The sequence below is a fragment of the Sulfuricurvum kujiense DSM 16994 genome, assembly GCF_000183725.1.
In the GTDB taxonomy this organism is placed as follows: Bacteria; Campylobacterota; Campylobacteria; order Campylobacterales; family Sulfurimonadaceae; genus Sulfuricurvum; species Sulfuricurvum kujiense.
Window position 1 is genome coordinate 192,465 of the sequence record NC_014762.1, and the last position, 18,978, is coordinate 211,442.

The window sequence follows — 18,978 nt, forward strand, 5'->3', positions numbered from 1 at the left end:
CTAAGGAAAACATTATGGAAAAAATTCGTTTGAAACTTAGAGCATACGATCATCGTGTACTTGATCGTTCAGTTGCCTCTATTGTTGAAGCTGTAAAGCGAACGGGTGCGGAAATCCGCGGTCCGATCCCTTTGCCAACCAAGATTCGCAAGTATACGGTTCTTAAATCTCCGCACGTCAATAAAGACTCTCGTGAGCAATTTGAGATTCGAATGCATGCACGTTTGATCGACATCGTGTCGGCTACGCCAGATACAGTTGATTCGTTGATGAAGCTTGACTTGGCTCCGGAAGTGGACGTAGAAGTTCGCTCTATGGACAAGTAAGGAGTAGGGTGTGGAATACATTGTAGAAAAAATCGGCATGAGCCGAACTATCAGCGTTCCGAGCAAAGTTGTAACTCTTTTAAAAGTAAAAGAGATCAAAGTTTGTGAAGTGAACGACGGCGTTGCGCTTGTAGCGTATAGCCAAGGCAAATCGACGAACAAACCGGTTGAAGGTCAACAAAAGAAATATAATCTTTCTGCTGAATTCAACAAATTCGCAACATTGGAAGTTGCAAACACCGAAGCTGGTGATTTGGATATGGCTCCTTTGGCAAACGCGACTACGGTTAAATCGTCTTTCAACACAAAAGGTCGCGGTTTTACCGGTGTTATGAAACGCTGGAACTTTGCCGGCGGACCTGGCGCACACGGTCACCGTTTCCACCGTACCGGTGGATCTATCGGTAACCGCGAATGGCCTGGTAAAGTCCAAAAAGGGCGCAAAATGTCAGGTCAATACGGTGACGAGCAAGTTACTGTAAAAAATGAAGTAATGTCATACGACGCAGAAAACGGTGTATTGGTTGTTGTGGGTTCTATCCCAGGAGCAAACGGTGCACTAGGTCGAGTAAAGGTTGTTAAATAATGAGCGCGATTGTACTGAACGAAAAATTCGAAAAAGCCTCAGAAGCAGCATTGCCAGAGAGCTTTAGCGGTATCAACCCACATAACCTCTACTTGTACGTTAAATCGTATCAAGCGAGTATCCGTGCTAATACGGCATCGGCTAAAACTCGATCAATGATTAGCGGTGGTGGTAAAAAACCATGGGCTCAAAAAGGTAAAGGTGGCGCACGTGCTGGTTCACGCCGTTCACCTATCTTTGTTGGCGGTGCGATTGCACACGGGCCGAACACTGGTCGTAACTACGATCAAAAAATCAATAAAAAGCAAAAGAAACTAGCGCTTAAATGTGCGTTGGATGCTTTGGCTCAAGCTGGGAAATTGTTCATCGTTGATACGATCGAAGTTCCAAGCGGTAAAACAAAAGATGCAAAAGTATTGTTTGACAAATTGAACGTACGTGACGCATTGTTGGTGAAAAAGATTCTCGATGAGAATACCTATCTTGCATTCCGCAACATTTCTTCTACGTATGTTGTAGAAGAGAATGAACTCAACGCCTTTTTGGCTGCGACATACCGTTCGGTGGTTATCGAAAAAGCGGTATGGGAAAATCTGACTAAAGAGAGCTAAGATGGCAGATATTACTGATATCAAATCAATCCTGTATACAGAGAAGACTCTTGGTCTTCAAGAAGAGGGTGTAATCGTTGTTCAAACGTCTCCACGTATGACAAAGAACGCTCTTAAAGAGGTGTTTAGAGAGTATTTCGGAATCGTTCCGGCTCGCGTAAACTCACTAAATCAAGACGGAAAAGTAAAACGTTTCCGTGGTCTTGCTGGTAAACAAAACGACTTTAAAAAGTTCTATGTGAAATTGCCAGAAGGCGCACAAATCGATAGTTTGGCGGTGTAATATGGCGATCAAAACCTATAAACCTACAACCCCGAGCCGACGTTTCTATACTAACGTTGACAACTCGGATATCACGGCAAAAGCGTCTGTTCGTTCATTGTTGATCAAACTTCCGGCAGCTGCTGGGCGTAACAACAACGGTCGTATCACATCACGTCATAAAGAAGCGGGAGCTAAAAAGCTTTACCGTATCATCGATTTCAAACGTAACAAGTTCGGTGTAAACGGAACTGTTGCAGCAATCGAATACGATCCGTACCGTAACTGCCGTATCGCTCTTATCAACTATGTAGACGGTGACAAACGTTACATCCTCCAACCAAAAGGTTTGGTAGTCGGTGATGTTGTTGCTGCTGCTGAGAGCGGTTTGGACATTAAAGCGGGTAACGCGATGAAATTGATGAACATCCCTGTGGGGACAACCGTTCACAATATCGAACTTAAACCGGGCAAAGGTGGACAAATCGTCCGTTCAGCCGGAACATCTGCGCAAATCATGGGTCGTGAGGGGAAATACGTTTCTCTTCGTCTTCCGTCAAGTGAAATGCGTTATGTATTGGGTGAATGTATGGCGACTGTCGGTACTGTCGGTAACGAAGAGTACATCAACATCGTCCTTGGTAAAGCAGGTCGTACTCGTCATATGGGTATCCGTCCTCAAACGCGTGGTTCTGCGATGAACCCTATCGATCACCCGCATGGTGGTGGTGAAGGTAAAACGAATTCAGGACGTCACCCGGTTACTCCGTGGGGTAAACCGACTAAAGGTGCTAAAACACGTAAGAAGAAAGCAAGTGATAAATTGATTATTACTCGCCGTAAACCAAATGCTAAAAGGGTAGGCTAATCATGGCTAGATCAGTAAAAAAAGGACCATTTGTTGATGGACACCTTATGAAAAAAGTGATTGCTGCCAAAGAGACGAAAAGCAACAAACCTATCAAAACCTGGTCACGCCGAAGCGTTGTTTTGCCAGACATGATCGGTTTAACGTTTAACGTTCACAATGGCCGTCAGTTTGTACCTGTTTTCGTAACGGAAAACCACATTGGTTACAAACTTGGTGAATTTGCACCAACACGTACATTTAAGGGCCATAAAGGTTCTGTACAAAAGAAAATCGGGAAATAAGGAAGAGATATGGCAAGAGCACTATTAAAATTCGTTCGCGTATCTCCGACTAAATCTCGTTTGATCGCTCGCGAAGTTCAAGGTATGAATGCAGAGCAAGCAATGGCTGCATTGGAGTTCACTCCAAACAAAGCGGCAAAAATTATCGCTAAAGTGGTTGCGTCAGCAGTAGCTAACAGCGGTATTGATGCACAAGATTGTGTTATTAAATCATGCCGTGTAGATAACGGTCCTGTACTTAAACGTTTCACTCAACGTGCACGTGGTACGGCTTCTGGTATCCGTAAACCGACAGCACACATTTTGGTAGAAGTAGAGGGTAAATAATTATGGGTCATAAAGTTAATCCTATCGGACTTCGTCTCGGTATCAACCGCAACTGGGAATCTCGCTGGTTCCCTAACTTTAAAACGGCTGCGGTTTCACTTGGCGAAGACCATAAAATCCGTACCTATTTGAAAAAAGAACTCTACTACGCCGGTGTGAGCAACATCGTAATCGAGCGTACTGCGAAACGTCTTCGCGTTACTATCATTGCGGCTCGTCCGGGTATCATCATCGGTAAGAAAGGTTCTGACATTGAAAAAATCAAAGAATCTCTTCAAAACCTTATCGGTAAACCGGTAGCAGTTAACATCAAAGAAGAGAAAAAAGCACAAGCTTCTGCACAACTCGTTGCAGAAAACGTTGCGACTCAACTAGAAAAACGTGTAGCGTTCCGCCGCGCGATGAAAAAAGTTATGCAAAATGCACAACGTGCAGGGGCTAAAGGTATTAAAGTTTCAGTTGCCGGCCGTCTTGGCGGTGCTGAGATCGCTCGTACTGAGTGGTACCTTGAAGGTCGCGTACCGTTGCATACACTTCGTGCAAAAATCGATTACGGTTTTGCTGAAGCGCACACCACTTACGGTGTAATCGGTATCAAAGTTTGGATTTTCAAAGGTGAGGTTCTCACTAAAGGAATTCAACCAGAAGCAAAAGAATCTAAAGAAGAGCGTGGCGAAGATCAACAACGTCGTCCACGACGAAAGGCTAACTAATCATGTTGATGCCTAAACGTACGAAATATCGTAAAATGATGAAAGGGCGTAACCGCGGTTACGCTACGAATGCCAACAAACTTGATTTCGGTTCAATCGGATTCAAGGCAACGGAAGCGGGACGTATCAACTCTCGCCAAATCGAAGCGGCTCGTATTGCAGCAAACCGTCATATCAAACGTCAAGGTAAAATCTGGATCCGTGTGTTCCCGGCTAAACCATTGACTGCCAAACCACTTGAAGTGCGTATGGGTAAAGGTAAAGGTTCTGTTGACCAATGGGTAATGAACATCAAACCAGGCCGTATCATTTTTGAAATGGGTGGTGTTGAAGAGACTCTTGCGCGTGAAGCATTATCGCTTGCGATGCAAAAACTTCCGTTCAAAACCAAAATTGTAACTGCGGAGATGAGCAATGAAATATACTGATTTGAACGGCAAAACAGCTGCTGAACTTCAAGGGATGCTCAAAGAGAAAAAGATTGAGCTTTTCACTTTGAAAATTAAGCAAAAAATGATGCAATTGACTAACACGAGCGAACTTCGCACGGCAAAGAAAGACATTGCACGCATTAACACTGCTATGAACGCAGTGAAGTAAGGGCTAAGCTATGACACATAAACGTGAAATTCAAGGTATCGTAGTGACTAAGGCCGGCGAAAAAACAGCAACTATCGTTGTTGAGCGCCGTGTTATGCATCCGCGTTACCACAAAACGGTAAAACGTTTCAAAAAATATATGATTCATGACGAAAACAACCAACTTAACATTGGTGATGAAGTGATCGCGATCGAGTGCCGCCCACTTTCAAAAAGCAAATCGTTTCGTCTTAAAACTCTTGTTAAAGGAGTGAATGCATGATTCAAAGTTTTACTCGTTTAGCGGTAGCCGATAACACAGGAGCTAAAGAGCTTATGTGTATCAAGGTTCTTGGCGGTTCAAAACGTCGTTATGCAACAGTAGGTGATGTTATCATCGCTTCTGTTAAAAAAGCGGCTCCAACCGGTAAGATCAAAAAAGGTCAAGTTGTTACAGCAGTTGTTGTACGTACGAAAAAAGAAGTTCACCGTGAAAACGGTTCACTTATCCGTTTCGACGAAAATGCAGCCGTAATCCTTGATAAAAAACGTGAGCCGATCGGTACACGTATTTTCGGACCAGTAAGCCGTGAAGTTCGTTATGCTGGATTCATGAAAATCGTATCACTTGCTCCAGAGGTTGTATGATGGCAAAATTTAATTTCAAAAAAGGCGATATCGTTGAAGTAATCGCCGGTGACGATAAAGGGACTAAAGCAGAATTGCTTCAAGTTATGCCTAAGAAAAACAAAGTAATCGTTAAAGGTTGCCGTGTTGCTAAAAAAGCAATCAAACCTAGCGAACAAAATCCACAAGGCGGATTTTTGAACAAAGAGATGCCGATCGATGCATCGAATGTCCGCAAAGTAGAGGCATAATCATGGCACGACTAAAAGATAAATATTTGGCTCTTAAACCAGAGCTTCAAACAACTTTAGGGATTGCAAACGTAATGCAAGTTCCTGCTTTGGAAAAAGTGATCATCTCTGTCGGTTGTGGTTTTGCCATGAAAGACAATAAATTGATCCAAAACATCCAAGACACGATCAGCAACATTGCCGGTCAACGTGCGATGGTTGTTAATGCTCGCAAATCAGTTGCGGGATTTAAAGTACGTGAAGGGATGCCGGTCGGTGTTAAAGTGACACTACGCGGTGCTCAAATGTATGATTTCATGGACAAATTGATCTCTGTATCACTTCCGCGTGTTAAAGACTTCCGTGGTATTCCACGTAACGGTTTTGACGGTCGCGGTAACTACAACTTCGGTATTACCGAACAGTTGATTTTCCCGGAAGTTGATTACGATTCAATTATGCAAATCCACGGGATGAACATCACTGTGGTTACATCTGCAACAGCTGACAAAGATGCGTTCAAGCTTCTTGAAATGCTCGGTATGCCGTTTGCTAAAGGGAGAGAATAATGGCTAAGAAGTCAATGATCGCTAAAGCGGCGCGTACACCTAAGTTCGCAGTTCGTGCTTATACTCGTTGTCAGATCTGCGGTCGTCCGCACTCTGTCATCAGTGATTTTGGAATTTGTCGCGTTTGCTTCCGTAAAATGGCAAACGAAGGGTTGATCCCAGGCGTTAGAAAGTCAAGCTGGTAATTCCGGCTCGATACTGCTTACGACTAAGATAAGGAAATATAAATGATTAATGATTTGATCGCGGATTCGTTGACTCGTATCCGTAATGCGGCTATGCGTCGTTTAGATTCTACAACATTGGTACACTCTAAAGTTGTAGAAGCTGTGGTTGCCATTTTGGCAGACAAAGGCTACATCGAGAGCTTTAACGTTGTTGAAGACGGCGTTAAAAAAACAATCAATGTAGTATTGAAATACGACGAAAAAGGTCGTACGGTTATTAATGAAGTAAAACGTGTCTCTAAACCGGGACGTCGTGTTTACAAAGGTAAAGATGAACTAAAACGTTTCAAAAACGGTTACGGTACCATCATTGTCAGCAGTTCTAAAGGGGTTCTTCCTAACGATAAAGCATTCGAGCTTGGCGTAGGCGGAGAAGTCCTTTGTACAATTTGGTAAGGAGATAAGATGTCACGTATTGGAAAACTTCCTATTTCTATCCCTGCTGATGTAAAAGCAACGCTTGAGGGAACTGTATTGACATTTACCAAAGGTGCAACAACACAGACCTTGGATACTCTTGGTAACTGCGGTGTAGCGCTTGACGGTAATACTTTGACGTTTAGCACAAATTCTGATCAACGTACTGATCGCGCTTTCTGGGGCACATACCGTGCATTGGCAGCAAACATCATTACAGGTTTGACTACCGGTTTTGAGAAAAAACTGGAAATCAACGGGGTTGGTTATCGTGCAGCGGTTAACGGGAATGTATTGAATCTTCAACTCGGTTTCAGTCATGATATCAACTACGATATTCCAGCCGGAATTTCAATGGCAGTTGAGAAAAACGTTATCAGCATCAAAGGTGCAGACAAACAACAAGTTGGTCAAATCGCTGCTGAGATCCGATCATTCCGTCCACCTGAGCCGTACAAAGGTAAAGGTGTTAAATATTCTGATGAGACTATCCTGCGTAAAGCCGGTAAGACATCTAAGAAATAAGGAGCGATGAAATGACAGGTAAAACACTTAAAAACAAATCGGCAAAACGTCTTCAGCGTAAGCGCCGTATTCGCTCTAAAATTTCTGGATGCGCGTCATTGCCGCGTGTTTCTATTTTCCGCTCAAACCGCTACATCAGCGCGCAAGCGATCAATGATGAAGCAGCGGTAACATTAGCAGCAGTACACTCAAAAACTTTGGGTCTTAAAGCGAACAAAGCCGATGCTGAAAAAGCGGCGGCAGTATTTGCTAAAAACCTCAAAGATGCCGGGATCAGTGAAGTTACGTTCGATCGTAACGGATTTTTGTATCACGGTGTTGTAAAAGCGTTTGCCGAAGCACTTCGTGCAAATGAAATCAAGTTTTAAGGGCTGATGATGCAAGCGATTAACAGAGAAGAATTTTCAGAAGCGATTGTAAACATCGGTCGTGTAACTAAAGTTGTAAAGGGTGGTAGACGTTTTCGTTTTACCGCTCTAGTCGTTGTAGGAAATAAAAAAGGAACCGTAGGTTACGGAGTCGGAAAAGCGAAAGAAGTTCCAGACGCTATCCGTAAAGCGGTCGACGAAGCGTTCAAAAATTTGACAGAAGTTAAGATCAAAGGTACTACCATTGCTCATGACATCGAAGTTAAATATAACGCGAGTCGTATCTTGCTTAAACCTGCATCAGAAGGTACAGGGGTTATCGCCGGTGGCGCTACCCGTCCGGTACTTGAGCTTGCGGGAATCCAAGACATTTTGACGAAGTCTTTGGGTTCTAACAATCCAAACACCGTGGTACGTGCAACAATCGATGCACTATCACGTATTAAAGGATAAGCGATGGCATTAGAAAACCTTACTCCTGCTGAGGGTTCTACCCACAGCAAAAAACGTCTTGGACGTGGTCAAGGAAGCGGTCAGGGTAAAACTGCCGGTAAAGGTCACAAAGGTCAAAAAGCGCGTAAAGGTTACAATGAAAAACGTAACTTTGAGGGTGGACAACAACCACTTGCTCGCCGTTTGCCGAAATTCGGTTTTACATCACGTGTTGTTAAACCGACAACAATCAATGTTGAAAAAGTAAAAGAGATTGCCGCACTTTCGGAAATCACTATGGAAACCATCCGTAGTGTACACCGATTGGCAAAATCGGTTGTCAGCGTTAAACTTGTTGGCGCAAGCGCTAAAGATTTAGCATCTAAAATCAAAGATGAAAACGTTACAACAACTGGTAACTAATGAACCAACAACTTGTAAACAAGATCTTAATTACGATCGGTTTTCTTTTCATCTACCGTCTACTGGCATACGTGCCGGTACCGGGTGTTGACACAGCCGTTATCGCTTCATTTTTTAACTCTCATCAAGCTGACGCGTTAGGTCTATTCAATATGTTCAGCGGTAACGCCGTAGAACGTCTCTCGATCATCTCTCTGGGTATCATGCCTTATATCACCGCATCTATCATCATGGAACTTTTAGCAGCGACTTTCCCTAACTTAGCGCAAATGAAAAAAGAGCGTGACGGTATGGTTAAATACATGCAAATTATCCGTTATGCAACGATAGTGATTACGATTGTTCAGGCAATCGGAGTGAGCGTCGGACTGCAAAGCATGACCGGACAAGACGGCGCGAGCGCTATTTTGGTCGATCACAGTACATTTGTAACGTTGGCAGTCGTTTCGATGCTTGCGGGGACAATGTTGTTGATGTGGATCGGTGAGCAGATTACGCAAAGCGGAATCGGGAACGGTGTGTCGTTAATCATTTTTGCGGGGATTGTTTCGGCAATTCCGAGTGCGATTTCGCAAGCAGTAACAATGGTAAATACCGGAGCGATGGGATTCTTGTCGTTACTTGGAATTATTGCCCTTATTATTGCAACGATTTTGGTCATCATCTATGTTGAGCTTGGAGAACGCCGTATACCGGTTACCTATGCGAAAAAGACGATGATGCAAAATCAAAATAAACGGGTTATGAACTACATTCCGGTCAAAGTGAATCTTTCAGGGGTTATTCCGGTTATTTTCGCTTCGGCTATTTTGATGTTCCCGATGACTGTTATGTCTTCGAGCACTAATCCGACGGTTCAAGCGATTGCAGACGTACTTAACCCGAACCATTATTTCTTTAACTTTTTGACATTTCTATTTGTTGTATTTTTTGCGTTTTTCTATGCGTCAATCGTGTTCAATGCAAAAGATATTTCAGAGAATCTTAAACGTCAAGGCGGATTTATCCCTGGTGTTAGACCGGGTGAATCAACGAAAGAGTTTTTGAATGACACGGCGGGACGTTTGACGATTACCGGGGCTATTTATCTCGGATTGATCGCAACATTGCCGTGGGTTATCGTTAAAGCGATGGGAGTACCGTTCTTCTTCGGAGGGACGGCGGTTTTGATCGTTGTTCAGGTTGCACTGGATACGATGCGTCGTATTGAAGCGCAAGTGTACATGTCTAAATATCAAACCCTCAGCGCGGTTGGCCTGTAACAATGGCGATTGCGCTACGCAAAAACAGTGAAATAGAACTTCTTCGTTCCGCCAATAAAATTGTTGCCGGGACATTGGAGCTGTTGGCTCAACATACAAAGCCCGGGATGACCCTGAAAGAGCTTGACGCTATTGGTGAGGAGTATATCCGTAGCCAAGGCGCTATCCCCTCTTTTAAAGGGCTCTACGGATTTCCGAATGCTGTTTGTACCTCTGTCAATGATGTCATTATTCATGGTATCCCGACCGATTATGCTCTAAAAGAGGGTGATATTGTTGGATTTGATGTCGGTACAAAAAAGGGTGGTTATTTCGGCGATGCGGCTATATCAGTCGGTGTCGGGAAAATTTCTCAAGAAGATGAAGCTTTGATCGCCTGCGCGAAAGATGCTTTGTATTTCGCCATAGATATTATTCAAGACGGGATGCGCTTTAAAGAGCTCTCTTATGAGATTGAACAATTTATCAATGGGCGGGGATTTGTCCCGCTAAGAGGGTTCTGCGGGCACGGCATCGGCAAAAAACCGCATGAAGAACCTGAAATACCCAATTATTTGGACGGGAACAATGCCAAAGCGGGTCCAAAGATCAAAAACGGAATGGTTTTTTGTCTGGAACCGATGATTTGCCAAAAAGAGGGGACTTCCAAAATTTTGGCAAACGGTTGGGATGTGGTTAGTACGGACGGGCTGAGAGGCTCTCATTACGAGCATACGGTTGCAATAATCAACGGTAGAGCTGAAATATTATCAATCGCGTAAAGGAATAAAAATGGCAAAAGATGATGTCATTGAAGTAGACGGAAAGATTATTGAGGCACTACCCAATGCAACGTTTCGTGTTGAGTTGCCGAATGGTCATGTGATTTTGTGTCATATCGCAGGAAAAATGCGTATGCACTACATTAAGATTCTCCCAGGTGATACGGTGAAAATCGAACTTACTCCATACAGTTTGGACAAAGGGCGAATTACCTATCGCTACAAATAAATCTTCCCCTTAGCGGGAAGCCTATAACTATTTTTTGATAAGGGATTTTCATTTATGAAAAAATACTTATACCTGCTCTTCTTTCTTGTTACTCCACTCTTTTCTTCGGAAGGACAACAATCTTTTTGGGAAACCTATACGGATGCTCTGCGCGGTAACAAAGAAGCGCAGTTTCAAGTCGGCGTTATATTTGAGCGCGGAATCGGTAGAGAGGAAAATCAGTCGCTGGCGGCACAATGGTTTGAAAAATCGGCAGAACAAGGGCATGTGGACGCGCAATACAATGTAGCGATCATGTATGCGGCCGGACGGGGAGTCGACGTGGATGAGGGTAAAGCGATGATGTGGCTTGCCAAAGCGGCGAAACAAAAAGATAAAGAAGCACGAAAACTACTTAACGACATTATTGACGGGAAACTGGATAAAAAATCATCCGATGCCGTAAATAATTATCATGATGCAGTTTCGGACAACTCTTTCGAAATGATCACCCCGACAACCCTGATGACAAAAGAGGGTGCAAAAGTCTGCGACCAAAAAGGGATATGTATCGCACTTAAGGCTAATACAGCTTTAACGTCAACATCAAAAAACAGGCAATTCTATAAAATAAGCGGAACGGTCACTAAAAAAGGGTGGCAAGAGTATAAAAAAGAGGGTTGGATTGATGAGAACAGCGTCGAGATACGACGCTGATGGGGGTCTTATTCTTTAATGTAGCTGCAGCAGTAGTCGCTGATCGTTTTGACTTTTAGGTTAAAAGAGCTGTTCGCCGGAACTTCGAAACTCATCGGCCCGTTGATCGTGATCCATGCATCTGAACCAGGAAGCTGAATATCCATTTCTCCGCTCATAATTTCCATGATCTCTTTATCGGCTGTACCGAACGTATATTCTCCCGGAGCCATGATCCCGAGAGTTTTGATACTACCGTCGGCAAAGTGAACTGTACGGCTGGTAACTTTTCCGTCGAAATAAACATTGGCTTTTTTGTCGATAGTGACGTTGATGAACTGTGACATACACATCCTTTTGTAAAATAGTGGCGCAATTATAGCGGATTGAGTTCCTGCTTGATCTTTTTAGGCAAGTGGGCAAACGGGAAATCGGTAACAATTTTTGTCTCTGTTCCATCTTTGATATGAACTTCCAGAAGCATCGAATCACGGTTAAAGCTGATAAGGGTATAGGTTTGATCGTTTTCCGTGTAGACGAGATTACGGGCCTTTAAGTGGGTAAAAGGGCTTTTGCGTGGTCTATATCCCATAGATTCCGTTCTCCTGAACTGTTATTTTTTTAGCATCGACGAGCTGAGTCAGGGCCGCTTTGAAATTTTTCTTACTGAGCCCGAACGTTTTTTGGATTAAATCGGGATCGCTCTTGTAGTTATACGGGAGCATTCCTCCATTGCCTTGTATCATCGAGAAAATTTTATCGGCGGCACTGGACGCTTTCGCTTTTCCGACCATTTGCAACGAGAGATCGAGCTTTCCGTCGGGACGCAAAAGTTTGACGAATCCTTTTTTGATCTGCCCGACACGGACGTCTTCAAAAATTTCATTGGCGTAAATCATCCCCTCATATTTATGATCGACTATCACTTTATACCCCATAGGGGTTTTGGCAATAATCATAAACTCTACGGGGGTGTTCGGATAAAAACTCTTCGGAGGAGTCTCTAATGCACCGCTGATCTTTTCGGTTCCGACAAGACGGTTGGTCTGATCATCGAGAATGACACGAACCAGCCGTTTTTCCCCGACGGCGAAGGGACGTTTTTGAAGGGCTCTGGGGACAAAAAGATCTTTCGGCAGTCCCCAGTCTACAAAGGCACCGATCGAATTCGTATCGACCACTTCGACAAAGGCGATTTCGTTCACCATCGCCTTGGGCTTTACGGTTGTCGCGACAGGGCGGTCTTCGCTGTCGGTATAGACGAATACGTCGATCGTATCGCCGATATGCATCGACTCGGTGACGTACTGGTTCGGCAGTAATATATCGCTCTCATCCAGAGCACGTAGGAATAACCCCGGCACGGTAGAGCGGTCGATAACGAGGATATTGATCTCCCCGACTTTTAGTGTTTCATTCATGGGTATAATTATATCGATTATTTGCTTGCGGGAGAAAAGGGTGCGGATACTAATAACAGGTGCAAGCAGCGGTTTGGGAGAAGTGTTGGCTCTACACTACGCGACGAAAGATAATACGTTGGTATTGATTGCACGTAGAGAAGACAGATTATCCGATGTGGCGAGCCGATGCAGAGAGTTGGGAGCGGACGTGGAAACACTTGTAGCCGATGTCAACGATTTTGAGCGGATAAGAGAAATAGGGACGGAACTCGGTCAAAATCCGATTGACCGCATTATCCTCAATGCCGGTGTGTCGGTCGGGCATAACGGCGGAGTGACACCGTTTGAAGATTTTGAGCGTCTTTTCAAAACCAACTTTTTGAGTATTCACGCGCTGTTGGAACCGATTATCCCTAAATTAATGGAGCAAAGATCGGGAGAAATCGTCTTTATTTCATCTCTCGCATCATTGCTCAGTATGCCGACATCTATCGCCTACAGCAGTTCCAAACGGGCGCTTAACGCGTATGCGGAGGGGCTGCATTATCAGCTCAAACCGCATGGAATTTCCGTGATGACGATTATGCCGGGATTTATAGATTCGGAGATGACCCGGAAGAACCGTTTTAAGATGCCGTTCTTATTAAAAACGGAGGAAGGGGTTGCGCGGATTGTCCGTGCGATAGAGCGAAAAAAAATCCGATACGCATTCCCTTTTAGATTTTACTTAATGATTCGAATTGTATTGCTGTTTCCGCAGTCCTTAAGAGACAAAATTGTAAACTTCACTAATTTTAAAAAGGGGCAGTAGCTCTCTTCTTCCAAGGAAATAACGGATGACTATCGACAGCGTTTGTACTTATTGCGGTGTGGGGTGTGATATTTCCGCTGAGGTAGAAGACAACAAGATTCAAAAAATCTTTGCCAAAGACGAGGGAGTCGTTTCACAAGGGCGCCTTTGTATCAAAGGAAAGCAGGGATGGGATTTTTTGACGCATCCGAAACGTTTGCGCAATGCCCGCGTCCGTAAGACATTTTTAGCGAAGAATTCCGCATTGTTTGCTGATTTCGATATGGATTATCTCGAACCAGTCGATCACGATTTTTATGAGATTAGCTATGAGAGTGCATATGAGCTTGCCGCACGAAAGCTCAAATCGATCACCGATGAACACGGTTCGCACAGTTTTGCCGCAATCGGCGGTGCCCGTACAAGCTGTGAGAGTTCCTATCTGTTTCAACATTTTACCCGCCATGTGGTCGGTTCGCCGCACGTCGACAACTGCGCCCGTGTCTGCCACTCCCCGTCATTAAAAGGGATGCGTACGACGATCGGCGAGGGGGCAATGAGCAATCCGTTTGACGATATTTATGAGACGGAATTTATGGTAGTGATGGGGAGCAATACGACCGAAGGGCACCCTATCGTTGCCAACCGGATGCTTGATGTCATTAAAAACAACGGGGTGGAGCTGGCGGTCCTCGATGTCCGCAGGATTCAGCTCTCGAAATCAGCGACGCATCATTTGAGTATCCCGTATGAAGCCAACTTGATGATACTTAACATGTTGGCGTATGTCATTATTTCCGAGAATCTTGTCAATGTCGAATTTGTTAATAGCCGGACAAAAGGGTATGAAGCGTATAAAAGTTCAATCTTGAACGACTCTTACGCCAACCCCGAATTTTTATTGCAGATTCCGGGATACGAATCGCTGGTGGATGATATCCGTATCGTTGCCCGCAAATATGCAACCCGAAAAAGTCTTTTTTTCTGGGGCTTGGGAATTACTGAACATCTTGACGGATCGTATGCCGTGATGGCGATTACCCATCTGGCTATGCTGACAGGCAATATCGGAAAACGGGGAGCGGGATTGATGCCGCTTCGGGGACAGAACAATGTCCAGGGGACCTGTGATGTCGGGATGCTTCCGTACTATGCTCCCGATTATCAACCGCCCAAAGAGGTGGGGATGATGACCCCTGATCTTATTAATGCGATGTGTGATGGGAAAATAAAAGCCCTTTTCAATATCAGTGAAGATATCGCCCATATCCATCCGAATCAAAATAAAATTCATGCGGCATTGGGCAATCTCGATCTTCTAGTCGTCAATGAACTCTTTGACAACGAAGTGACTAAATTTGCCGACATAATTTTCGGGGTAAAAAGTGCCTATGAGAAAACAGGCGTTTACGTCAACGCCGAGCGCCGACTCCACCTTTCACAACCGCTTGTACGGGCGACGATGCCGGATGACTGGGAAGTGATTGCGGAGATATCCAAACGTTACGGTGTCGATTTGGGCGTTGCATCCTCGTATGACGTGTGGGAAAAAGTGAGAGCCGATGCTCCAAACCGTTTCGGCGGGGCGAGTTATGAAAAGCTTGAGGCTAACCGTTTGCGGGGATTGCAGTGGCCGGTACAGGAAGAGGACCTTCCGGTATTGCACATCGGTACGTTTCGAACCAAAGACGGCTTAGGGTCGTTTCATTACCATCAATACTCTCCCCGAGGTCAGGTTGAAGAGCTTTTAAATGTTAAAAGTCATGAAGGATATTATCTGACGACAGGACGGATTTTGGTCCACTACAACAACGGTGCCCAAACCAATGCGTGTGATAAACTCAGTCGCAGTCACAGCGAAGATACGCTGTTGGTCAGTGTCGAGGATGAAGATTTTTTTGAATACAAAGACTTTGTCGTCCTTAAAAGCGAATACGGCCAAAGTGCTCCGTTACGGGTAAAAGTGAGTTCAACCGTCAAAAAAGGGACCCTTTTTACAACATTTCACCATGCTAAGAGCAATATTAACTTTCTTTTCGGAGATGAGTGTGACGAGCTGATTAAAACGGCGCGTTTCAAATCAATAAAAGTCGAGGTGATCAAACCCGACTACTTGGATTAAATACTATGCACACTCGCGCTCGTGGCAATTTAGCCGAAGAGCGGGGATGTGACTATTTGAGAGGAAAAGGGCTTCGTATCATTGATAGGAACGTCTATAACCGTTTCGGAGAAATCGATATTATTGCGCTAAGTTCCGATAACGTTCTTCACTTTATCGAAGTTAAAAGCGGTTCCTCGTATGAACAGGCGGTTAACAATATTACCTCTTCCAAACTCCAAAAACTAAACCGTACGATCCAAACCTATCTCCAACAAAAAAAGCTTAATCTTGATTATTGCATCGATGCGCTGATCATCAGCGATGAGACTCTGGAGTGGATTGAAAATATTACCCTTTAGGGCTGCCCGACAGTGACAGGATGTCTTGCCGGTTCATAAAAGTAGAATCCTTGCGCGGAATCAATTTCGAGTTTTTCAACGATATCGGCAATGGCTTCGTTATGGACAAACTCAGCGACCGTTTTGATGGAACTGTTTTTAGTAAAATTGACAATGGTTTGAACGATTGTTATGGCTTTATCATCGGTATCGAGATTGCGGATGAGTGAACCGTCTATTTTGATAATATCGATAGCAAGATTTAAAATGCGTGAAAAATTGGAATAACCGCTGCCGAAATCATCGATGGCGATGCGACAACCGTAACGGCGCATTTTGACAATGAACTCAACAATTTCATTATACTCTTCGATAGCCTCAGATTCTAACAGTTCGAAAATAATCCGCTTTCCGATCGATTCGTACTGTTCCAGCAATTGTTCCAGAAGTGCTACGGTTTCTTTATTTCCGATATCATCGATCGATACATTAATTGAAAAATCTCCCTCATGTTCTGCGATTATGGCAAAACTCTGGGTAACAATGGCACGAGTAAGTTGAGGGTAGAGATTGGACTCTTTAGCGATATGGAGATAGGGATAAATGGACCTTGCCTGATCATCTTTCATAATGATACGCGCTAACACCTCGTGTTTGGTAACGCTCCGGGTAGAGAGGCTGATAATCGGTTGAAAGTACGGAACGATCCGATTTTCCGCTAGGGCATCTTTTAATTCTCTCGCTTTGGTAACGTTGTCGGCTATGATTTGGTGGAGATTAAGCCCCTGATGGTAGACGGTAGGATTCGTATGTGTTTTGTTCTTAAGCGCCATATCGGCTGTTTCCAGCAAAGGCGAGAATTTGGATGCAGAGATTGAAATGGAAGGGGTACGGGGTTCATTATCGATTAGAATCGGTCTCTCGGAAAAAGTTTTCAGAAATGTTTTGGAAATTGCATGGAGATCGTTGTAGTCGAATAATTCAAACAGGATTCCGAAATCATCCGCACCCAGACGGTAATAAGACGGGTTGTATCCTGCAAAAGGGATGTTCTGTATATGATGTGCGGTTTCGATTAAGAGACGATCCCCCTCTTTCACGCCGTAAAAATCGTTGTAGTGCTTAAACTTGTTAATATTGATCAAGATAAGGGCGGCCTTTTCACCTTTTCGTTTTAAGTCTTCTTCATACGCTTTACGGTTACGAAGCCGGGTAAGAGGGTCTATTCTCGCTTCTCGCTCGCTTTGAACCAAAAAGATGGCGATGATTCCGATACTGATAATGAACAGAGTGACTAGCAAATAGGAAAAATAGGAGACAAAGCGAAGTTCAGCATCCGATTCGCGGTAAAAAGCTGTTTCTGCTTCGCTCAGGGTAGCCGATAAAGCGGGATCTTTTATCTGCTCCGTCACTTTGACAAATTGGGGAAAGTATTGTTCGATAACTTTGAAATGAGAGATCATCCGCTGTGTAAGCTCTTCATTTTTGGGGTTCACAAAACGGTAGTGTTCCAGGGCAGCAATCTTGGGACGCAAAGATGTGATAAGTTCACTGTCCAAAGCGTTTTTTGCCAGTAAAATAGAACCGGCCAACCGATTGATCTCGTAGAGTACCTCTTGTCCCTGAGGGGTGGTCTCATCGTGTTCAAACAAATGCTGCTGTGAGGCTAAAAGGGCTGCAGTTGTATTTTTAATGACGATATTGGTTGTTTGAAAATCATAGATGGCATTAACTTTATGGTTAAATTGTGCGCGGTATTTTTGGAGAGCCGCATAGGTGTTTGGATGCTCCTGAATAATATGCGGATTGCGAAGAAGGATATCCAGCTCTTTGTGAACATGGTTGATTTTGTCATTAATTCCGTCTTGATTGGTATAGAGGAAAAAAGCATTATTTAAGATTTGATTGTCGAGCTGATTCTGAGCTGTTTCTATCGCTTTAAAATTAAGCCCGAGTTTATTTCGATCAGTGAAATAATCATGTGAAAATGTTTTAAAGAGAAATAATGAGATGAGTGCACTGCCGCCAAGCACGGCGGTTAAAGCGAGTTTATGGGAGAGCTTCATCGATATAGACTCGTTTTAGGAAGTTTGCCGGTGAGTGTTTTTAAAAAAGATATGATGTAGGCTGACTCTTGGTCGGAAAGGGTTATACCCAGGTTGTGATATGACATCCGTTTAACCGCATCCTTGAGGGTCGGGGCACTGCCGTCATGAAAATAAGGTGCGGTCAGGGCAATATTGCGCAATGTCGGGACTTTATAAACGTTCTTATCTATCTCCCGCTTGGTAAGGGCATACCGGTCGCTGCTCTTTTGATCCCATTTTACAGGGATGATGACTCCCATTTTTTGAAAAGAGTTGCCTCCCACATTCACGCCGTTATGGCAGGTTGCGCATCCGAGTGTTTTAAAGAGATTATATCCCTCTTGCTCTTCATACGATAGTGTTGATTTCCCTTTCAAAAAGAGATCGAATTTCGCGTTGGGTGTAATAAGCGTTTTTTCATACTCGGCGATCATATCGGCGATATCATCTGAGGTAATGAGACTGCGCTTTGTAATGGTTTGAAATGATTCTTTGTACTCAGGGATCTTCTTAAGGCGTGATACGGCTTCAGCTGCACTAAAGCCCATTTCAATCGGATTATGGATAGGACCGAGTGCCTGTTCACGGAGATTGTTGGCACGGCCGTTCCAAAATTGCTTAAAGTTAAAGGTTGAATTCAATACGGTGGGAGCATTCATGTTTCCCTGCAATTGGTAGATGCCGACAGAGACACTTTCCCCGTCTGTTCCCCCATACGCTCTCTTATGACAGCTTGCGCAAGAGATAGAATAATCTTTGGAAAGGATCGGATCATAAAACAGTTTTTGACCTAAGGCCGCTTTTTGAGGATCGTAAGGAAGTGTTTGAGGGATCGGAGCAATCGGTTCTATTGCATAGGTCAAAGATGATAACAAGCATACAATCCATATCAGCCCCTTCATAACCCAGTGTCCATACCCTTTATTTATATTGTGTTTTAAAAGGAAGTTATTAT

32 protein-coding genes are annotated in these 18,978 nt (G+C 44.0%); 27 read left to right on the plus strand and 5 right to left on the minus strand.

Going from position 1 to position 18,978, the window contains the following annotated elements; all coding sequences use genetic code 11:
• Positions 1-14: 14 nt before the first annotated feature.
• The 24 genes from rpsJ to SULKU_RS14180 are packed head-to-tail and all read left to right on the plus strand — an operon-like array spanning position 15 to position 11,322.
• Positions 15-326 (plus strand): 30S ribosomal protein S10, encoded by a 312-nt coding sequence (gene rpsJ / locus SULKU_RS00975; RefSeq protein ID WP_013459053.1) that lies wholly within the window; start codon positions 15-17, stop codon positions 324-326.
• 10 nt (positions 327-336) lie between these two features.
• Entirely contained in the window at positions 337-912 is a 576-nt protein-coding gene (gene rplC, locus SULKU_RS00980; RefSeq protein ID WP_013459054.1) for a 50S ribosomal protein L3, read from the plus strand.
• Positions 909-1,523, plus strand: a complete 615-nt coding sequence (gene rplD / locus SULKU_RS00985) for a 50S ribosomal protein L4 (protein WP_151174213.1) — start codon at positions 909-911, stop codon at positions 1,521-1,523. The genes rplC and rplD overlap by 4 nt, the downstream gene beginning before the upstream one ends.
• A gap of 1 nt (position 1,524) precedes the next feature.
• Entirely contained in the window at positions 1,525-1,806 is a 282-nt protein-coding gene (locus SULKU_RS00990; protein ID WP_013459056.1) for a 50S ribosomal protein L23, read from the plus strand.
• A gap of 1 nt (position 1,807) precedes the next feature.
• Positions 1,808-2,653: a 50S ribosomal protein L2 gene (gene rplB, locus SULKU_RS00995; RefSeq protein WP_013459057.1), complete on the plus strand. Its 846-nt coding sequence runs from the start codon at positions 1,808-1,810 to the stop codon at positions 2,651-2,653.
• 2 nt (positions 2,654-2,655) lie between these two features.
• Positions 2,656-2,937 (plus strand): 30S ribosomal protein S19, encoded by a 282-nt coding sequence (gene rpsS / locus SULKU_RS01000; RefSeq protein WP_013459058.1) that lies wholly within the window; start codon positions 2,656-2,658, stop codon positions 2,935-2,937.
• Positions 2,938-2,946: 9 nt separating this feature from the next.
• Complete coding sequence (gene rplV / locus SULKU_RS01005) at positions 2,947-3,264, plus strand: 50S ribosomal protein L22 (protein WP_013459059.1); 318 nt, start codon at positions 2,947-2,949, stop codon at positions 3,262-3,264.
• A gap of 2 nt (positions 3,265-3,266) precedes the next feature.
• On the plus strand, positions 3,267-3,977 hold the full coding sequence (gene rpsC / locus SULKU_RS01010; RefSeq protein WP_013459060.1) for a 30S ribosomal protein S3: 711 nt from the start codon (positions 3,267-3,269) through the stop codon (positions 3,975-3,977).
• Between the two features lie 2 nt (positions 3,978-3,979).
• A complete protein-coding gene (rplP, locus tag SULKU_RS01015) occupies positions 3,980-4,405 on the plus strand; it encodes a 50S ribosomal protein L16 (protein ID WP_013459061.1) in 426 nt (141 codons plus the stop codon).
• On the plus strand, positions 4,392-4,577 hold the full coding sequence (gene rpmC, locus SULKU_RS01020; protein ID WP_013459062.1) for a 50S ribosomal protein L29: 186 nt from the start codon (positions 4,392-4,394) through the stop codon (positions 4,575-4,577). Before rplP ends, rpmC begins: the two co-directional genes overlap by 14 nt.
• A gap of 10 nt (positions 4,578-4,587) precedes the next feature.
• Complete coding sequence (rpsQ, locus tag SULKU_RS01025; RefSeq protein ID WP_013459063.1) at positions 4,588-4,839, plus strand: 30S ribosomal protein S17; 252 nt, start codon at positions 4,588-4,590, stop codon at positions 4,837-4,839.
• Positions 4,836-5,204 carry a 50S ribosomal protein L14 gene (gene rplN, locus SULKU_RS01030; protein WP_013459064.1) on the plus strand — a complete coding sequence of 123 codons (369 nt, stop codon included), beginning with the start codon at positions 4,836-4,838 and terminating at the stop codon, positions 5,202-5,204. Before rpsQ ends, rplN begins: the two co-directional genes overlap by 4 nt.
• The gene (gene rplX, locus SULKU_RS01035) at positions 5,204-5,434 is read left to right on the plus strand and encodes a 50S ribosomal protein L24 (protein WP_013459065.1); all 231 of its coding nucleotides are present in this window, start codon (positions 5,204-5,206) and stop codon (positions 5,432-5,434) included. The genes rplN and rplX overlap by 1 nt, the downstream gene beginning before the upstream one ends.
• A gap of 2 nt (positions 5,435-5,436) precedes the next feature.
• Positions 5,437-5,982 carry a 50S ribosomal protein L5 gene (rplE, locus tag SULKU_RS01040; RefSeq protein ID WP_013459066.1) on the plus strand — a complete coding sequence of 182 codons (546 nt, stop codon included), beginning with the start codon at positions 5,437-5,439 and terminating at the stop codon, positions 5,980-5,982.
• Entirely contained in the window at positions 5,982-6,167 is a 186-nt protein-coding gene (locus tag SULKU_RS01045) for a type Z 30S ribosomal protein S14 (protein WP_041666707.1), read from the plus strand. Before rplE ends, SULKU_RS01045 begins: the two co-directional genes overlap by 1 nt.
• A 42-nt stretch (positions 6,168-6,209) precedes the next feature.
• Complete coding sequence (rpsH, locus tag SULKU_RS01050) at positions 6,210-6,605, plus strand: 30S ribosomal protein S8 (protein WP_013459068.1); 396 nt, start codon at positions 6,210-6,212, stop codon at positions 6,603-6,605.
• Between the two features lie 9 nt (positions 6,606-6,614).
• On the plus strand, positions 6,615-7,151 hold the full coding sequence (rplF, locus tag SULKU_RS01055) for a 50S ribosomal protein L6 (RefSeq protein ID WP_013459069.1): 537 nt from the start codon (positions 6,615-6,617) through the stop codon (positions 7,149-7,151).
• Positions 7,152-7,162: 11 nt separating this feature from the next.
• Positions 7,163-7,519, plus strand: a complete 357-nt coding sequence (rplR, locus tag SULKU_RS01060) for a 50S ribosomal protein L18 (protein WP_013459070.1) — start codon at positions 7,163-7,165, stop codon at positions 7,517-7,519.
• 9 nt (positions 7,520-7,528) lie between these two features.
• Positions 7,529-7,972 carry a 30S ribosomal protein S5 gene (gene rpsE / locus SULKU_RS01065; RefSeq protein ID WP_013459071.1) on the plus strand — a complete coding sequence of 148 codons (444 nt, stop codon included), beginning with the start codon at positions 7,529-7,531 and terminating at the stop codon, positions 7,970-7,972.
• A 3-nt stretch (positions 7,973-7,975) separates the two neighbouring features.
• Positions 7,976-8,374: a 50S ribosomal protein L15 gene (gene rplO / locus SULKU_RS01070; RefSeq protein ID WP_013459072.1), complete on the plus strand. Its 399-nt coding sequence runs from the start codon at positions 7,976-7,978 to the stop codon at positions 8,372-8,374.
• The gene (gene secY / locus SULKU_RS01075; protein ID WP_013459073.1) at positions 8,374-9,636 is read left to right on the plus strand and encodes a preprotein translocase subunit SecY; all 1,263 of its coding nucleotides are present in this window, start codon (positions 8,374-8,376) and stop codon (positions 9,634-9,636) included. The genes rplO and secY overlap by 1 nt, the downstream gene beginning before the upstream one ends.
• A gap of 2 nt (positions 9,637-9,638) precedes the next feature.
• Positions 9,639-10,397, plus strand: a complete 759-nt coding sequence (gene map, locus SULKU_RS01080) for a type I methionyl aminopeptidase (protein WP_013459074.1) — start codon at positions 9,639-9,641, stop codon at positions 10,395-10,397.
• A 10-nt stretch (positions 10,398-10,407) separates the two neighbouring features.
• Entirely contained in the window at positions 10,408-10,626 is a 219-nt protein-coding gene (infA, locus tag SULKU_RS01085; RefSeq protein ID WP_013459075.1) for a translation initiation factor IF-1, read from the plus strand.
• A 54-nt stretch (positions 10,627-10,680) separates the two neighbouring features.
• Positions 10,681-11,322 (plus strand): tetratricopeptide repeat protein, encoded by a 642-nt coding sequence (locus tag SULKU_RS14180; RefSeq protein WP_013459076.1) that lies wholly within the window; start codon positions 10,681-10,683, stop codon positions 11,320-11,322.
• An 8-nt stretch (positions 11,323-11,330) separates the two neighbouring features.
• Here SULKU_RS14180 and ppnP read toward each other — a convergent pair whose 3' ends face one another.
• The 3 genes from ppnP to SULKU_RS01105 are packed head-to-tail and all read right to left on the minus strand — an operon-like array spanning position 11,331 to position 12,722.
• A complete protein-coding gene (gene ppnP, locus SULKU_RS01095) occupies positions 11,331-11,648 on the minus strand; it encodes a pyrimidine/purine nucleoside phosphorylase (protein WP_013459077.1) in 318 nt (105 codons plus the stop codon).
• A 29-nt stretch (positions 11,649-11,677) separates the two neighbouring features.
• A complete protein-coding gene (locus tag SULKU_RS01100; RefSeq protein ID WP_013459078.1) occupies positions 11,678-11,893 on the minus strand; it encodes a hypothetical protein in 216 nt (71 codons plus the stop codon).
• Positions 11,883-12,722, minus strand: coding sequence for a CvfB family protein (locus SULKU_RS01105; protein WP_013459079.1), 840 nt, complete (start codon positions 12,720-12,722; stop codon positions 11,883-11,885). Before SULKU_RS01105 ends, SULKU_RS01100 begins: the two co-directional genes overlap by 11 nt.
• 40 nt (positions 12,723-12,762) lie before the next feature.
• On the opposite strand from SULKU_RS01105, the gene SULKU_RS01110 reads away from it, so the two are divergent.
• Genes SULKU_RS01110 through SULKU_RS01120 form a run of 3 tightly spaced genes read left to right on the plus strand, consistent with a single transcriptional unit; the run spans position 12,763 to position 15,957 of the window.
• A complete protein-coding gene (locus tag SULKU_RS01110; protein WP_013459080.1) occupies positions 12,763-13,515 on the plus strand; it encodes an SDR family NAD(P)-dependent oxidoreductase in 753 nt (250 codons plus the stop codon).
• Between the two features lie 25 nt (positions 13,516-13,540).
• A complete protein-coding gene (locus SULKU_RS01115; RefSeq protein ID WP_013459081.1) occupies positions 13,541-15,616 on the plus strand; it encodes a molybdopterin oxidoreductase family protein in 2,076 nt (691 codons plus the stop codon).
• 5 nt (positions 15,617-15,621) lie between these two features.
• A complete protein-coding gene (locus tag SULKU_RS01120; protein ID WP_013459082.1) occupies positions 15,622-15,957 on the plus strand; it encodes a YraN family protein in 336 nt (111 codons plus the stop codon).
• Here SULKU_RS01120 and SULKU_RS14185 read toward each other — a convergent pair.
• Entirely contained in the window at positions 15,954-18,002 is a 2,049-nt protein-coding gene (locus SULKU_RS14185) for an EAL domain-containing protein (protein WP_013459083.1), read from the minus strand. The genes SULKU_RS01120 and SULKU_RS14185 overlap by 4 nt on opposite strands.
• Positions 17,999-18,898 carry a cytochrome-c peroxidase gene (locus tag SULKU_RS01130; RefSeq protein WP_245535153.1) on the minus strand — a complete coding sequence of 300 codons (900 nt, stop codon included), beginning with the start codon at positions 18,896-18,898 and terminating at the stop codon, positions 17,999-18,001. The genes SULKU_RS14185 and SULKU_RS01130 overlap by 4 nt, the downstream gene beginning before the upstream one ends.
• Positions 18,899-18,978 lie beyond the last annotated feature (80 nt).

Bases quoted from the DNA above. Each gene is read 5' to 3' on its own strand.
- SULKU_RS14185 (WP_013459083.1), bottom strand. From the start codon at position 18,002: ATGAAGCTCTCCCATAAACTCGCTTTAACCGCCGTGCTTGGCGGCAGT.
- rpsS (WP_013459058.1), top strand. From the start codon at position 2,656: ATGGCTAGATCAGTAAAAAAAGGACCATTTGTTGATGGACACCTTATG.
- ppnP (WP_013459077.1), bottom strand. From the start codon at position 11,648: ATGTCACAGTTCATCAACGTCACTATCGACAAAAAAGCCAATGTTTAT.
- rplX (WP_013459065.1), top strand. From the start codon at position 5,204: ATGGCAAAATTTAATTTCAAAAAAGGCGATATCGTTGAAGTAATCGCC.
- rpmC (WP_013459062.1), top strand. From the start codon at position 4,392: ATGAAATATACTGATTTGAACGGCAAAACAGCTGCTGAACTTCAAGGG.
- SULKU_RS01100 (WP_013459078.1), bottom strand. From the start codon at position 11,893: ATGGGATATAGACCACGCAAAAGCCCTTTTACCCACTTAAAGGCCCGT.
- rpsJ (WP_013459053.1), top strand. From the start codon at position 15: ATGGAAAAAATTCGTTTGAAACTTAGAGCATACGATCATCGTGTACTT.
- rplV (WP_013459059.1), top strand. From the start codon at position 2,947: ATGGCAAGAGCACTATTAAAATTCGTTCGCGTATCTCCGACTAAATCT.
- map (WP_013459074.1), top strand. From the start codon at position 9,639: ATGGCGATTGCGCTACGCAAAAACAGTGAAATAGAACTTCTTCGTTCC.
- SULKU_RS00990 (WP_013459056.1), top strand. From the start codon at position 1,525: ATGGCAGATATTACTGATATCAAATCAATCCTGTATACAGAGAAGACT.
- rpsH (WP_013459068.1), top strand. From the start codon at position 6,210: ATGATTAATGATTTGATCGCGGATTCGTTGACTCGTATCCGTAATGCG.
- rpsQ (WP_013459063.1), top strand. From the start codon at position 4,588: ATGACACATAAACGTGAAATTCAAGGTATCGTAGTGACTAAGGCCGGC.
- rplP (WP_013459061.1), top strand. From the start codon at position 3,980: ATGTTGATGCCTAAACGTACGAAATATCGTAAAATGATGAAAGGGCGT.
- rplE (WP_013459066.1), top strand. From the start codon at position 5,437: ATGGCACGACTAAAAGATAAATATTTGGCTCTTAAACCAGAGCTTCAA.
- rplB (WP_013459057.1), top strand. From the start codon at position 1,808: ATGGCGATCAAAACCTATAAACCTACAACCCCGAGCCGACGTTTCTAT.
- secY (WP_013459073.1), top strand. From the start codon at position 8,374: ATGAACCAACAACTTGTAAACAAGATCTTAATTACGATCGGTTTTCTT.
- rplO (WP_013459072.1), top strand. From the start codon at position 7,976: ATGGCATTAGAAAACCTTACTCCTGCTGAGGGTTCTACCCACAGCAAA.
- rplR (WP_013459070.1), top strand. From the start codon at position 7,163: ATGACAGGTAAAACACTTAAAAACAAATCGGCAAAACGTCTTCAGCGT.
- rpsC (WP_013459060.1), top strand. From the start codon at position 3,267: ATGGGTCATAAAGTTAATCCTATCGGACTTCGTCTCGGTATCAACCGC.
- infA (WP_013459075.1), top strand. From the start codon at position 10,408: ATGGCAAAAGATGATGTCATTGAAGTAGACGGAAAGATTATTGAGGCA.
- rpsE (WP_013459071.1), top strand. From the start codon at position 7,529: ATGCAAGCGATTAACAGAGAAGAATTTTCAGAAGCGATTGTAAACATC.
- SULKU_RS01115 (WP_013459081.1), top strand. From the start codon at position 13,541: ATGACTATCGACAGCGTTTGTACTTATTGCGGTGTGGGGTGTGATATT.
- SULKU_RS14180 (WP_013459076.1), top strand. From the start codon at position 10,681: ATGAAAAAATACTTATACCTGCTCTTCTTTCTTGTTACTCCACTCTTT.
- rplN (WP_013459064.1), top strand. From the start codon at position 4,836: ATGATTCAAAGTTTTACTCGTTTAGCGGTAGCCGATAACACAGGAGCT.
- SULKU_RS01105 (WP_013459079.1), bottom strand. From the start codon at position 12,722: ATGAATGAAACACTAAAAGTCGGGGAGATCAATATCCTCGTTATCGAC.
- SULKU_RS01120 (WP_013459082.1), top strand. From the start codon at position 15,622: ATGCACACTCGCGCTCGTGGCAATTTAGCCGAAGAGCGGGGATGTGAC.
- rplF (WP_013459069.1), top strand. From the start codon at position 6,615: ATGTCACGTATTGGAAAACTTCCTATTTCTATCCCTGCTGATGTAAAA.
- SULKU_RS01045 (WP_041666707.1), top strand. From the start codon at position 5,982: ATGGCTAAGAAGTCAATGATCGCTAAAGCGGCGCGTACACCTAAGTTC.